16 protein-coding genes and 1 pseudogene are annotated in these 12,679 nt (G+C 33.8%); 13 read left to right on the top strand and 4 right to left on the bottom strand.

The annotated features are described in order from the left end of the window. Positions 1-129: 129 nt before the first annotated feature. Genes ACXKY9_RS23640 through ACXKY9_RS23630 form a run of 3 tightly spaced genes read left to right on the top strand, consistent with a single transcriptional unit; the run spans position 130 to position 1,699 of the window. On the top strand, positions 130-402 hold the full coding sequence (locus ACXKY9_RS23640; RefSeq protein WP_001070526.1) for an autorepressor SdpR family transcription factor: 273 nt from the start codon (positions 130-132) through the stop codon (positions 400-402). After that, a complete protein-coding gene (locus ACXKY9_RS23635) occupies positions 399-1,037 on the top strand; it encodes an SdpI family protein (RefSeq protein ID WP_001225508.1) in 639 nt (212 codons plus the stop codon). Before ACXKY9_RS23640 ends, ACXKY9_RS23635 begins: the two co-directional genes overlap by 4 nt. 23 nt (positions 1,038-1,060) lie before the next feature. Further along, positions 1,061-1,699 carry an SdpI family protein gene (locus ACXKY9_RS23630; RefSeq protein WP_000820678.1) on the top strand — a complete coding sequence of 213 codons (639 nt, stop codon included), beginning with the start codon at positions 1,061-1,063 and terminating at the stop codon, positions 1,697-1,699. 44 nt (positions 1,700-1,743) lie between these two features. On the opposite strand, the gene ACXKY9_RS23625 is transcribed toward ACXKY9_RS23630, so the two are convergent. Then, the gene (locus ACXKY9_RS23625) at positions 1,744-2,616 is read right to left on the bottom strand and encodes an AraC family transcriptional regulator (protein ID WP_000377728.1); all 873 of its coding nucleotides are present in this window, start codon (positions 2,614-2,616) and stop codon (positions 1,744-1,746) included. A 306-nt stretch (positions 2,617-2,922) separates the two neighbouring features. On the opposite strand from ACXKY9_RS23625, the gene ACXKY9_RS23620 reads away from it, so the two are divergent. The 6 genes and pseudogenes from ACXKY9_RS23620 (at position 2,923) to ACXKY9_RS23595 (ending at position 7,710) form a co-directional block, all read left to right on the top strand. Then, positions 2,923-3,693: an ABC transporter ATP-binding protein gene (locus ACXKY9_RS23620; protein WP_000859655.1), complete on the top strand. Its 771-nt coding sequence runs from the start codon at positions 2,923-2,925 to the stop codon at positions 3,691-3,693. Then, a complete protein-coding gene (locus ACXKY9_RS23615; protein ID WP_000176154.1) occupies positions 3,680-5,629 on the top strand; it encodes an ABC transporter permease in 1,950 nt (649 codons plus the stop codon). The genes ACXKY9_RS23620 and ACXKY9_RS23615 overlap by 14 nt, the downstream gene beginning before the upstream one ends. Before the next feature lie 142 nt (positions 5,630-5,771). Further along, the gene (locus ACXKY9_RS23610; RefSeq protein WP_001176053.1) at positions 5,772-6,350 is read left to right on the top strand and encodes a class I SAM-dependent methyltransferase; all 579 of its coding nucleotides are present in this window, start codon (positions 5,772-5,774) and stop codon (positions 6,348-6,350) included. Continuing rightward, positions 6,350-6,949 (top strand): DedA family protein, encoded by a 600-nt coding sequence (locus tag ACXKY9_RS23605; RefSeq protein ID WP_000418920.1) that lies wholly within the window; start codon positions 6,350-6,352, stop codon positions 6,947-6,949. Before ACXKY9_RS23610 ends, ACXKY9_RS23605 begins: the two co-directional genes overlap by 1 nt. Before the next feature lie 109 nt (positions 6,950-7,058). Further along, positions 7,059-7,250, top strand: a pseudogene (locus ACXKY9_RS23600) (hypothetical protein). 232 nt (positions 7,251-7,482) lie between these two features. Beyond that, entirely contained in the window at positions 7,483-7,710 is a 228-nt protein-coding gene (locus ACXKY9_RS23595) for a hypothetical protein (protein WP_000970752.1), read from the top strand. A 212-nt stretch (positions 7,711-7,922) separates the two neighbouring features. Here ACXKY9_RS23595 and ACXKY9_RS23590 read toward each other — a convergent pair whose 3' ends face one another. Next, positions 7,923-8,642: a glycosyltransferase family protein gene (locus tag ACXKY9_RS23590; protein WP_000461060.1), complete on the bottom strand. Its 720-nt coding sequence runs from the start codon at positions 8,640-8,642 to the stop codon at positions 7,923-7,925. Positions 8,643-8,874: 232 nt separating this feature from the next. On the opposite strand from ACXKY9_RS23590, the gene ACXKY9_RS23585 reads away from it, so the two are divergent. Together ACXKY9_RS23585 and ACXKY9_RS23580 are read left to right on the top strand one after the other, a co-directional pair. Further along, positions 8,875-9,546 (top strand): DUF7003 family protein, encoded by a 672-nt coding sequence (locus tag ACXKY9_RS23585; RefSeq protein WP_001168352.1) that lies wholly within the window; start codon positions 8,875-8,877, stop codon positions 9,544-9,546. Positions 9,547-9,570: 24 nt separating this feature from the next. Next, positions 9,571-10,080, top strand: coding sequence for a DUF2199 domain-containing protein (locus tag ACXKY9_RS23580; protein WP_000830213.1), 510 nt, complete (start codon positions 9,571-9,573; stop codon positions 10,078-10,080). A 40-nt stretch (positions 10,081-10,120) separates the two neighbouring features. Here ACXKY9_RS23580 and ACXKY9_RS23575 read toward each other — a convergent pair whose 3' ends face one another. Both ACXKY9_RS23575 and hpt read right to left on the bottom strand, forming a co-directional pair. Then, positions 10,121-11,023 carry a diacylglycerol/lipid kinase family protein gene (locus tag ACXKY9_RS23575; protein ID WP_000167894.1) on the bottom strand — a complete coding sequence of 301 codons (903 nt, stop codon included), beginning with the start codon at positions 11,021-11,023 and terminating at the stop codon, positions 10,121-10,123. Positions 11,024-11,198: 175 nt separating this feature from the next. After that, positions 11,199-11,726, bottom strand: coding sequence for a hypoxanthine phosphoribosyltransferase (gene hpt, locus ACXKY9_RS23570; RefSeq protein ID WP_001019298.1), 528 nt, complete (start codon positions 11,724-11,726; stop codon positions 11,199-11,201). 161 nt (positions 11,727-11,887) lie between these two features. On the opposite strand from hpt, the gene ACXKY9_RS23565 reads away from it, so the two are divergent. Both ACXKY9_RS23565 and ACXKY9_RS23560 read left to right on the top strand, forming a co-directional pair. After that, the gene (locus ACXKY9_RS23565) at positions 11,888-12,103 is read left to right on the top strand and encodes a hypothetical protein (RefSeq protein WP_002101491.1); all 216 of its coding nucleotides are present in this window, start codon (positions 11,888-11,890) and stop codon (positions 12,101-12,103) included. Positions 12,104-12,286: 183 nt separating this feature from the next. After that, positions 12,287-12,619 carry a hypothetical protein gene (locus tag ACXKY9_RS23560; protein ID WP_000415613.1) on the top strand — a complete coding sequence of 111 codons (333 nt, stop codon included), beginning with the start codon at positions 12,287-12,289 and terminating at the stop codon, positions 12,617-12,619. Positions 12,620-12,679 lie beyond the last annotated feature (60 nt).

Genomic DNA, 12,679 nt, shown 5'->3' with positions numbered 1-12,679 from the left:
GCTAGTAAACAGTATAGGTTAAAAGTGAGAAAAGTAAAAAGGGCCTCGTATATAATTGACAATCAACTGAAATCATTTTAACATTTAGATAAGTATCTAAATGTCTAATTATCGAAAGGAAGAAAGACATTGAATCAAGCATTCAAAGCATTAGCAGATCCAACAAGGCGAAAAATTTTAGACTTATTAAAAGAAGGTGATCTAACCGCTGGTGAGATCGCTGAACATTTCAATATGACAAAACCAAGTATTTCACACCACTTAAACGCACTTAAAAATGCTGAACTTATTCAAGATGAAAAGAAAGGGCAATTCGTTGTGTACTCTTTAAACACAACGGTCTTTCAAGATTTGTTGACTTGGGTGTTTACATTTACGAATAAGGGGGAAGAGGGGAAATGAGAAAGCATATATTTCCGTTACTATTAATAGCTTTAACGATTATTGCATGGTGCATCGCGTGGCCGCATTTACCGGGAGAGGTTCCGAGTCATTGGAATGTGTCTGGTGAGGTAGATGGGCGTATGTCAAAAATGGGCATGATGATTTTGGATGTTGCAGTTATGGTTTTTATATATGCTTTATTGACTTTATTGCCTAAGATAGATCCTAAGCATGAGAATTATGAGAAATTTTCTAAAGGGTATAATGTAATAAATTATAGCGTATTATTCCTATTATTTTTAGTAAGTATCATTGGAATTGGAGCTGGATTAGGTTATGACATTCCAATGAAGAGTACACCATATATTCTTGTTGGTCTTTTATTTATAATCATCGGAAACTATTTACCACAATGTAAACCAAATTACTTTGTAGGTATAAAAACACCGTGGACATTAAGTAACGAGGAAGTATGGAGAAAGACACACCGTTTTAGTGGGAAGGTGTTTGTTGTATTAGGAGTTATTATGATTTTAAGTATTTTTGCTCCGGCAGCGTGGAAAGGTTTCCTAATCATTGGCATTATTACCGGTGCAGTAGGATTAACAATGGGATATTCATATATTGCTTATAAAAAAGAAATAGGGGCTTAATAAAAAATTATGGGGGAGAGAGGATGAAAAGACACGTATTACCATGGAGTTTAATTATTGGCATTGTAATTGGATGGTATATTGTATGGCCACATTTACCAGAACAAATTCCACGCCATTATAATGCAGCAGGAGTAGTAGATGGATATTTTTCTAAAGTAGAAGCAAGTTCTGTTTCAATAGGAAGCATGATGTTGCTGTATTTGATATGGCTAGCTCTTGGGTATATTGACGTAACGAAAGATAAGTATAAACAGCATGCTAAAGTCCTTTCCGCAATCCGTTATGCTATTCTTTTGATAGGATTCGGCTGTAACTTATTTGCGCTATTAGCAGCGTCTAATTATATTGCATCGGGCTCAATTGCATTTAATTTTGGACTTGGAACATTGTTTCTTGTACTAGGTAATTACATGCAACAAACGAAGCCAAACGGGTTAGTAGGCATTCGAATGGACTGGACATTAGAAAATCCTGTAGTTTGGAGGAAAACACATAGATTTGCTTCGAGGGTATTTGTAATAGGTTCACTTTGTATATATGCCGGGGCTTTGCTTCCAGATCCATTTAATATTTTTATAGGGATTGGAATCATATTAATATGCATTATCGTATCAACAATAAAGTCATATAGTATTTATAAAGAAGAGTTGAAAATGTAAATAAAGCTGCTTTTCCTTTTAGGGAAGAGCAGCTTTGTTTTTTATCACTTCTTCAAAACCGGTATCCAAATTTCACTTTTAAAGTTTGGAGAAGATATATCTTTCTGTTTATTCCACAATATCTCCGGTCCTTCCGCTAGTTCATAGTTCGAAGAAGGGAACCATTCAGAGTAAATACGTCCCCATACATTTTGTAATGCATCAGGAAATGGACCGACAGCTTCGAATATAGCCCATGTTGAAGCAGTAACTTCAAGCTGTTTAAACTGCTCTGGACAATCCTTTGTTGTGGCTACTCCAATGTAGTGATCGAGTTCTCCCTTTTCCTCCATTCTTCCTTCAGAAAAGTTAGTAGAAGCACTAATGATTCCAGTAGGTTCAATGTTTGAAAGGGACTTTAATGTTTGAATAGAATCTGGGTTTAAACTTTTCCACATAGAAGCAATTTCTTCATTTACACCGTTAAAAACGATTGGTACTCGTTTTGTAATACCTATAATTCGAAATGGCTCTTTTTCTTCAATTCGATAGTTCATTTCATTTCCTCCTTGAATGGATAATTGGAAGGTCATTGGTGAATAAGCCTTCAAAGAATGGCTACTATTTCGGGCTTCAGAAGGTGTTATACCGTGCAAGTTTTGAAATGCACGAGCGAATGAATCTGGTGAGTTGTACCCATATTTTATAGCGACATCAATGACTTTTGCATCGCTATTTTTTAGTTCAAAGGCAGCGAGAGTAAGACGTCTACAGCGAATATAATCAGACAGTGATATACCTGCTAAAAACGAAAACATTCTTTTAAAGTGATACTCAGAACAGAGAGCTAGCCTCGCAACTTCTTTAAAATCAATTTCATTCGTAAGGTTATCTTCAATATAGCGCATTGCAGTATTCATATTTTTAAGTGAATCCATATTATGACCTCCTCTGTACATAGAATAGCAGGAACGAAATAGCTCCATCCGACATTTCGTGCACAACTTTGTAGGGGACATTTTTAACCTTACAAAATTGTAATGTTCCTGTAAGGAGAATGAATGGATGGTATGATATCCCAATGTTATAGTAACAAAGTACTTTTGTTCAGTAGGTTAAATTTTTATATCTTTACTTATGCGTCTTACATAACTGTCATGTTTGTGTAAGAAACATCGATAGTGGCAAGAGTAGAGAGTGTATATAGTTGAAAATAGAGAATAGAAGAAATGAGGGATGTCGAGATGAAAACAGTGTTAGAAGCAAAAAATATTGAAAAAGTGTACGACACGGGTGGGAATAAATTTGCAGCGTTAAAAGGTATTAACTTACAAGTAAAAGAAGGTGAGTTCGTTGGAATTATGGGACCTTCTGGTTCTGGTAAGACGACTTTACTAAATGTTCTTTCTACAATTGATAATGCGACGAACGGTGAAATTTTAATTGATGGAAAAGATATTGTAAAGATGAATGATGATAAGTTAGCGTTATTCCGCCGTGATCATTTAGGTTTCATTTTCCAAGATTATAACTTATTAGATACGTTAACGGTGAAAGAGAATATCGCTTTACCACTTGCGTTATCAAAGGTGAAAGCGAGTGAGATTGATCGCCGCGTTCTTGAAATCTCAAAGAAATTCGGTATTGATCATATTTTAAGTCAGTTCCCATATCAAGTATCTGGTGGACAGAAGCAGCGCTGTGCAGCATCGCGTGCAATTGTTACGAATCCAAGTATGATTTTCGGAGACGAGCCAACTGGAGCACTTGATTCTAAATCTGCAACAGATTTACTTGAAAGTATGAAGTCGTTAAATGAATATGATAACTCAACAATTTTAATGGTAACGCACGATGCGTTTGCAGCAAGTTATTGTAAACGAGTTATTTTCATTAAAGATGGTGAACTATATAAAGAATTACATCGCGGTGAATCGACGCGTAAACAGTTCTTCCAAAAAATTGTTGACGTAATGTCTTCTATTTCTGGAGGTATGGCTGATGACCTTATCTAGCATTGCCCTCCGCAACATACAGCGGAACTTTAAAGACTACTTTGTATATTTTGCATCTATGATTTTTAGTATCGTTATTTATTTTACATTTAAAGCACTGCAATATAATTCACAAATGGAAAAAGCAGCAGAAGCTTCAAAAAAAATTAGCGGAGCGTTCCAAGTTTCAAGTGTGATGCTTATCATTTTCGTAGCAGTGTTCATTATATATTCGAACGGATTCTTTACACGTAAACGTAAAAAAGAAGTTGGCTTATATTCGTTATTAGGTATCCGTAAAAGACAAATTGGTAAAATGCTCTTTTATGAAAATATGTTAATGGGATTAATGTCATTAGTAATTGGGATTGCGATCGGTAGTGTCCTTTCAAAATTATTCCTTGAGTTATTAGTAAATATGATGGGATTAAATTTAAACGTTCATTTTGAAGTACCGATGGCTGCCATTATTGATACAGCAATTATTTTCTTTGTGATTATTTTATATACATCACTTCAAGGATATCGTTTAATTTATCGCTTTAAGTTAATTGAACTTTTCCGTGCAGAACGTGAAGGAGAAGCAATGCCAAAAGGATCTGTCATTATGGCATTAATTTCAGTTTTCTTAATCGGTTCAGGTTATTTTTTAGCATTAATGTACATGAAAGCAGTTATGTATGCAGACTTTATGGTCGTTGCATTATATATTTTATTAGCGACAGTAGCAGGGACTTATTTACTGTTCATGTTCTTCACAGTATTTGTATTGAAACGTGCAAGAAATAATAAGTCAGCATTTTATAATGGTATGAATATGGTAACGACATCACAGTTACTATATCGTATTAAAGGAAATGCGAAATCACTGGCGACAATCGCTATTTTAAGTGCGGTAACATTAACAGCGGTTGGTACGTCAGTTACGATGTATTACAACACATTTACGCAATCAAAAGTTGCTGCGCCGTATAGTTATTCCTATGAGAAAAAAGATGCAGCATTAGATAAAAAAGTAAATGAAATACTTGCTGGAGAGAAGAATAATCACCCAGTCACATATGAATCAGAAGTTGAAATGATTCCTGTGAAGGGAACATTTAAAGGTGAAAGAGCTGATCAAGTTCTGAACACACACTATAATGTTACGAATCAGTACCAGCTTATTTCTCAATCAAGCTTTAATACACTTGTGAAACATTTAGATGTAGAACCTGTAAATTTAAGTGCGAATGAAGCTTTCGTATATGATAGCTTATATATTGAGAAACTTGATTTTGGTCCTCTTTATACAGGAAATACAGCTGTATTCCCTGTTGGAAACGAGTCAAAAGAATTAAAAATTAAAGGTGTAAATAATAGAAGCCTTACAAATTTAAATGAACTATTTGTAATCGTTCCTGATAAAACATATGAGCAAGTGAAACAAGTAAATGAAACGCGTACTGTAAAAAATATTGATGTAAAAGGTGAGCGAAATAGTAAAGAGTTAACAGCAAAATTAGCAAGCATTATGCCAGCTGGAGAATCAGAAGTTTTAAAACCATTTAACGATTTCTATACAGGATTCCAAATGGGGCTTGAAACAACAGGCTTAATGATGTTTATTGGGTTATTCTTAGGATTAGTATTCCTATTAGCAACAGGCTCAATCATTTACTTTAAACAATTAACAGAAGCAAGTGCTGACCGTGATCGCTACGTTGTTCTTCATAAAATTGGTGTAACGAAGCAAGAGATGAAGAGAGCTATCGCAAAACAAGTGAGCTTTATCTTTGCTATTCCGTTAGTAATTGGTATTTTACACAGCCTATTTGCACTAAAAGGTTTATCAAATATATTACCATTTGAAATTATGATTCCGCTTCTAATTAGTATCGGAGTATACGGCGCGATTTATATTGGATATTACTTCTTAACAGTTCGTTCTTATTATAAGATCGTGAGTGCGAAGTAATAAGGGACAGCTATCGCTAGAGGCGATAGCTGTTTTTTTATTCTTCATAAAATCTTAAGAAATCTCCTCAATTTTTGTTAAGAAATAATAGTTATACTTAGAAACAAGTTAAAAACTATTGAACGAATGAGGAGAGGTTTATATGCAACTCATAACATTCTTACATGAATTTATTAAACATCCGAAACATACTGGTGCAATTGCGCCAAGTTCAAAAATATTAGCAAAGAAAATGGTAGATGTAATTGATTTTAATAAAGCGAAATGCATTGTAGAGTTAGGTCCTGGTACGGGAGTCTTTACGAAAGAAATTATGAAGAGAAAGAAGAAGGAAACAATATTTCTTCTTATTGAAATTAATGAAGTGTTTTGCAAGGAACTAAAGAGAAAATTTAAAGATGAGCAGAACGTCATTGTTGTACACGGTTCAGCCGAAAATATAAAAAAGTATATAGAAGATCTCAATATAGAATGCGTGGATTACGTTTTATCGGGATTACCTTTTACCTCTTTACCAGAAGAAGTTTCAAAGCGTATTTTAAACAATGTAATGGAAGGGATACATGAGAATGGTGAATTTATTACATTTCAATATTCACTTGTGAAAAAAGGATTTATACAGCACTTCTTTCCTGAAATTACGCTAGAGAAAGTGTGGCTCAATTTCCCACCAGCGTATGTCTTTAGCTGTAAAAAAGAGCTAAGGAGAGCATATGCATAATGGAATTACATGAATTATTATCTTATATTGAACAATACGGTTATTGGGCATTATTTTTCTGTTTATGGTTAGGTATTATTGGTATGCCAATTCCAGACGAAATGATCGTAATGAGTGGTGGCTTTGTATCTTCACTAGGGATATTAAGTGTCATTCCTGCATTTTTATTAACATATTTAGGTGTTGTATCTGGGCTTTCTTTAGGTTATATATTAGGGAAAATATTTGGTACGAAAGTACTTGATAAGCTAATGAAAAAGAAAAAGGCGAAATATCTTTTGAAATCTCAACAAATGGTAGAGAAGTATGGTCATTATGCGTTAGTCACAAGTTACTTCATACCAGTTGTAAGACATATCGTACCGTATTTAGTTGGAATGAATAACATGCCATTTAAGACGTATGCTTTGTATTCTTATACGACAGGATTTGTTTGGACACTCGTTTACTTTGTGCTCGGTGCTTTATTTGGACAACACATTGAAAGTATTGTAGCGATTGCGATAGAATATGGCTTGTATTTTGGCGTGATTGTTTTTATTGTTACAGGTATTCTTTATTTATATAGACAAAAAAGAATCACACTGATGAGTAAATAGAAGTAAAGAAAGTTTCTTCCAGTATGAAGGAAAAGATAGGATTATAAGTATAAAATTATCTTTATTTAATGGTAAAATATAGGTAAGTAGTTAAGGGAGGAAGAGCGTTGTGCTACTCATTTTTAGCCTTATCTTAATTGGAATTATGTGCAGTATGAAAATAGTATCTTTACACATGATAGAACGACAAAAGGTAGAGGAATGATATGTATATTGTCCAAAATGTGATACAAAAATTAGAAGAGGAAATTCAGCTCCTTTTTGTTCGAAATGTAATTTAATATTTTTAAGTAAACATTAATCCACCTAGTTCTCTTTCGTTTGCTTATTAGCTAAAATGGATTATGAATAACAATAGTATGTAAACGAAAATAAATATAAATGTACACATGGAGTGTTATATTTGGAGATTTTAATCATAGTAGGATGCCTAAACTGTATGGATGTTAACCTTTTTAGAGAAAGATATCCCAGCTAATTTAGTTTGGAAGATTGAAAGAATAGATTGAAAATAGATGAGAAGTGGAGTGCATATGATGGAGACACAAATCGTTATTGGAGTACCTGGTTTATGGAAAGATAGAACAGAATTAATACAAGAAGTTGTGAATAAAAGTAACTATATATTAGCGGGAAATGTTATGCACCATAAGGAGAAAGAGATTGGCTTTGAAATTGATATATATGAACAAGGGATTGAGTATACGAATATTATTGAAGGATATCCCATTATTATGAAGTCTTTCGTAGAGATGGATTGAGAAGTTTTGAGGGTTTTATTACCTGATGACAGGGGGATTCTTCCTACTAGGCCAGAGTGTGATGAATGTTATAAGACTCAATTGGATAGTATTGAGGAAATTTGATAAAAAATAGCTTGAAACCATTTAAGCTATTTTTGAATTATTACATATGCTGTAAAGTAGGTTTTCGATTTGTAGTAATATCTGCTACTGAATAACGCTTCGTTTTATTAGTGCCAGTTAGCCCATTTCGTATTTAGCATATTTTTTTCTTCTTCTGAAATTATATTGTCTTTATACCAGGGTAAATGTTTACAGGTGAAATTATCAGCTACCCTTACGGCATTATAAAAACCGTTACTAATAAATTTTTTATTGTAAACAGCAAAAGTTGTATCAATTCCAGCGTTGAAAACTTTAGGTTTATTGTATTTAGTTATAGGAAAAAGCCAATACTGCATTTCCCATTCTGTTACTGTACATTTTTCATTTGACATGAGCTCTCTGTTGAAATTAGAAGTAGGTATAATGTCTAAAGCAAGGCCGGCTTTAAAGAGTGAAAGCTCGATTGTTAACTGCTTTAAATACTCTAAAAAGTTATCTGACATTTTTTCATTAAAAGATAAATCAGGATCAGTTACAGCAAAAAAATCTGGAAGTAAATCGAAAATATAAGGAACGGCAAAAAAACGTGGTCCATAGTTGGCATTATTTTTCACTAAATTATATTTAGTTGATATTTGCTCATAAAAAGCAAGCAAAGCGGGAGCGGTTGAATTATTGTCCCAAATCCATATATCTTCACTTTTTATCTTTTTGTTTTCTAATTGTTTTAACATATTTTTCACATAAGTAAGGTTATTGAAGGCTATTACTATTATAGGAATGTTTGAATTATATTTTAAGTTTTCTATATTAGAGAGACTTAGTTCGTTCTTACATTCGAACACGATTTATAACACCTCCGAGCAAAAATAAAACACACTGCATTAGAAGCAACAATATTCCAATATATGCGTAAGTAAGAGAAATGGAATCGGTGTACGGCCTATATATGATGGAAGTAGGAAAAGCATTTTTGTTAAGATAGATTGAGTATACGAATAGTGATGAAAGAGGAATTTTTCTAGCTACATGAGAGCACGGTAAACGTTAGATAATATTAATGAAAAGGTGATACATGTGCAAAAAGAGATTTTAAGGTTATTAGATAAAAAGCAAAGTAACTATGAATTTCCTGCCTTTGATAATGAATATATGGATATTTCACAAGTGAAATTCTCTCTTTTCTTTAAAGATGCTAAGGATTGGCTAATGGTGTTTCAAATTGTGGGTGTAGGTTCATTAGGTGTATGTAATGATATTCAAGTATATGGCGATAGAATTACTCATTCAATGGGTGATGATTGCATTTTACAATTAAATAATGGCGATTATGAGTTGTTTGATGATGAAGGTGAATTTATACCGAATATTTATAACGGCAGTTTAAAAATTCGCGAGCATCATTTTGAATATGAATTTACAGAAGAGGATTATATAAATAATGGAATAGAAGTACAAACGACAGAGCATTATCCAACATACTTTATGCGTATGCTCGCTACTAATGAGGAAGCTCAAAAATTATTGTGGTGGGATAAAGGAGAAATTTTAGAAGAGTTCGGTTTAGAAGGCGACTGGGAAGTAGCGTATGAAACGGAAGAATGGAAACATGTTGAAGACGAAAAAGTAAGTGAAAATGAATTCTTCCAATCAGTAGCCGCTGCAATAGAGAAGAAAGATCCAAGTGTTATTGTGAATGAAAATGCTAATACGCATTGGAGAAATTGGGTAGAGTTTGATTGTGACTGAAAAGGATAGGAGAAAGAATGACAAATGAAAAGAAGAAGAAAATCCGGAGAAAAAGTACAAATGCATCGTTTTGCACTACCTCTATGCTACGGAAGTGAAGCACCATATTATTATTACGAGGTAGCGCCCCATGAAAGAGAGGAACGCTTCCATTTAACATCAGATCTTTGTGTAATGGATGGTGAACATTATTTTATTAGAGGATGTTTAGAGATTCCTATAATTGACTACCACAAAAATTTCATATGGACTGTGTGGGTATCACTTAGTAAAGAAAGTTGTGATGAAGTATTAGAAAAGTGGGATGAAAGAGGCAGGGAAAATAGTGATCTTTATTTTGGATGGTTATCTGTAGAGATACCAGTTTATCCAGAAACATTAAATTTAAAAACAAATGTACATATAAGAGAAGTAGGAACGGCACCGTATGTTGAATTAGAGCCAACCGACCATCCTTTAGCGATCGAACAAAGAAATGGAATTACTTTAGAGAGAGTTAAAGAAATAGAGGAAATGATCCAACAATATAACTAGATTAGAAGAGAAAAAACGAGTGCTAGCACTCGTTTTTTTATTACACAACCGCAGGATTATAAATCATCGTAAAGTGTCCTGGTAATAATTCAATGTGACAAGGTGTATGAAGCGAGTTTTCTCCATCTGTATCTACTTCTTTTTCTTCTTTCGTTTCAATATGAATGGATTTCGCTTTTACGTGGAAGATGTCATTTTCATTTGAGTCTTCAAATAGTTTCTTTCCGATGTAATCTTTAAATGCTTGAATACCTGTTGATTTGACTACGAAAATATCAAGTGTTCCGTCATCACATTTTACGTTCGGAATAAAGGATGGAATACCACCAAGATATTCACCATTTCCAACCATGACAAGGACAGCTTCGTCTTCATATACTTGTCCGTCATAAGTAATTTTTACTGGGAATGTTTCAGCATTTTTTACAGTTCGAATTGTGCTTAAATAGTAACCGATTTTACCAAGCTTTGCTTTTTCTTCTGCATCGATATTGTTTGATACTTCAGATACGAGTCCAATGCCCCAGAAGTTTAAGAAATGTTGTTCATTTGCTTTTGCAACGTCAACTGGTTTTATATGTTCTTTTGTAATAAGTTTTGCCGCTTCTGCAATGTTTTGCGGAACACCAAGTGTGCGAGAGAAGTCGTTGCAAGTTCCACCTGGAATGATTGCAAGTGTAGGTCTAGTTTCGAGAGGTGCTAAGCCATTTGTGCATTCAAATACTGTTCCATCACCACCAAAGACGATAATTAAATCTACTTTACTAGCAAACTCTTGGCAATATTTTGTTGCATCACCTTGTTTTTTCGTATGAAGGATATGTAGATCAGGAAAAGCTGCGGCAAGAGGTGGTACGATTTTCGTTAAATTTGTATGTAAGTCACCTTGACCAGCTTTCGGATTTACGATGAGGAGTACTTTTTCAAATTTTGTCTTTGTCATATTTCATCTCTCCCTGTAGTTTGTAATGGAAAGAAAGGAGCTGTTCCCATGTATTTTAGAACAGCTTCTCCCTATTAATTGGGTGCTAAGATTGTCAGTTATTGTCGGTAAGTCGATATATTAAAAAAATCGCCGATATACATTTTATGTACTATCGATTTTTTAAGTTATACGATTATTCCGTTACAACTGAAGCAATGAATGGTAAGTTACGATATTTTTCCGCACAGTCGATACCGTATCCAACGATGAATTCGTCTGGAATTTGGAAGCCAACATATTCAGCTGTTAAGTCTACTTTACGACGTTCTGGCTTATCAAGTAATGTACAGAACTTGAGTGCTTTTGGTTTATGCATAAAGAAGTGGTCTTTTAGGAAATGAAGTGTTAAACCAGAATCGATAATATCTTCTACAACAATTACGTTTTTCCCAGTAATGTTTACGTCGATATCTTTTAGTAGTTTCACTTTTCCTGTTGTTTCTGTTTGATTTCCGTAGCTAGATGCAGAAATAAAGTCAATTGTTACATCATTTTTGATGTTACGAATTAAATCAGCAGCAAATACGAATGAACCTTTTAATACTGCGATAACTACGATTTCTTCTCCTTCAAAGTCACGTTCGATTTGAAGTGCTAATTCTTTAACTTTTGCTTGTAATTGTTCTTCAGAAATTAAAGTGTCTTTTATTTCAATATTCATTGTAATCCTCCTACAGTGTAAAACTTACGAACATTTCGACTGTAAAGGATAGAATAGAAAAAGTCAAAGGAGATAGTAATTTTTTACAAAGATAACGACAAAATCATCTGATGATATGATATACTAAGTATATTAAGAAAACGCTTCCATAAAGGGTGAATATGATGAAGAAGAAACAGTACACAAGTGTAACATTTATAAAAGCATTACTTTTAACAATTGTTCTTGGCCTGTTGGCTTACGTAATTGATGTACCTGTGATTCGTATTTCATTAATTGGAATGACTTTAGTGTTAGGAGCAATTTCGCATGGTATGATGTCGCAGCTAAAAGAAGCTGGACTTGATGATATGAGAGATCATATAGATAAAAAGTGAGAAACCTTCATTATATAGAGTGAAGGTTTTTTTGTTTCTTACAAAAATGTAAGGTAGTTGTAAGGCAAATCGATAGTTGCATAAGAGCATTTTGGATAAACTATGGGTGTAAGGTAAAAGGCAAGCATATTTTAGGTAAATTAAGTTTTAGGCACTCTATATGTGAAAAAGGAGTAGGAGGGCATGGAGAAACGTTGGACGACCTTTTCTTTTTTAGCGACTAGTAACACCGTAATGCTAGATGGAAAAATGGATTTTTTGCACTTGTTTGATCGTGAAGATGATCATTCTTCTTCTAAATTTACAATGAAATGGAATAAATGGAGCGAGAGTTGTAGGTTTGAAGAAGAGGCCCCTAACGAAGAGCAAAAGATTATTTTAACAAACCCTATTAAAGCGTGGGTTGTTCAACGTCGTAAGTGTAACGTCAAAAATCACTTCAAGAAAACTGAGCCGAGACAATTAGTTATCGCTCCGGCCCGTTCTACTTCCAAATCACGCGAAAGTAACATGTAAATAATTGAGACACACACCCGAAAAAAACATCGTACATATTGCGATGTTTTTTTCTTTTTC

The organism is Bacillus sp. 2175 (assembly GCF_057812155.1).
Note: the sequence above shows the minus strand (reverse complement) of the source record. Positions and strands in the feature narration are given on the sequence as shown.

Coding starts and splice junctions, on each gene's coding strand:
- ACXKY9_RS23635 (WP_001225508.1), top strand. CDS start 399: ATGAGAAAGCATATATTTCCGTTACTATTAATAGCTTTAACGATTATT.
- ACXKY9_RS23630 (WP_000820678.1), top strand. CDS start 1,061: ATGAAAAGACACGTATTACCATGGAGTTTAATTATTGGCATTGTAATT.
- ACXKY9_RS23625 (WP_000377728.1), bottom strand. CDS start 2,616: ATGGATTCACTTAAAAATATGAATACTGCAATGCGCTATATTGAAGAT.
- ACXKY9_RS23620 (WP_000859655.1), top strand. CDS start 2,923: ATGAAAACAGTGTTAGAAGCAAAAAATATTGAAAAAGTGTACGACACG.
- ACXKY9_RS23615 (WP_000176154.1), top strand. CDS start 3,680: ATGACCTTATCTAGCATTGCCCTCCGCAACATACAGCGGAACTTTAAA.
- ACXKY9_RS23610 (WP_001176053.1), top strand. CDS start 5,772: ATGCAACTCATAACATTCTTACATGAATTTATTAAACATCCGAAACAT.
- ACXKY9_RS23605 (WP_000418920.1), top strand. CDS start 6,350: ATGGAATTACATGAATTATTATCTTATATTGAACAATACGGTTATTGG.
- ACXKY9_RS23595 (WP_000970752.1), top strand. CDS start 7,483: ATGATGGAGACACAAATCGTTATTGGAGTACCTGGTTTATGGAAAGAT.
- ACXKY9_RS23580 (WP_000830213.1), top strand. CDS start 9,571: ATGAAAAGAAGAAGAAAATCCGGAGAAAAAGTACAAATGCATCGTTTT.
- ACXKY9_RS23575 (WP_000167894.1), bottom strand. CDS start 11,023: ATGACAAAGACAAAATTTGAAAAAGTACTCCTCATCGTAAATCCGAAA.
- hpt (WP_001019298.1), bottom strand. CDS start 11,726: ATGAATATTGAAATAAAAGACACTTTAATTTCTGAAGAACAATTACAA.
- ACXKY9_RS23565 (WP_002101491.1), top strand. CDS start 11,888: ATGATGAAGAAGAAACAGTACACAAGTGTAACATTTATAAAAGCATTA.
- ACXKY9_RS23560 (WP_000415613.1), top strand. CDS start 12,287: ATGGAGAAACGTTGGACGACCTTTTCTTTTTTAGCGACTAGTAACACC.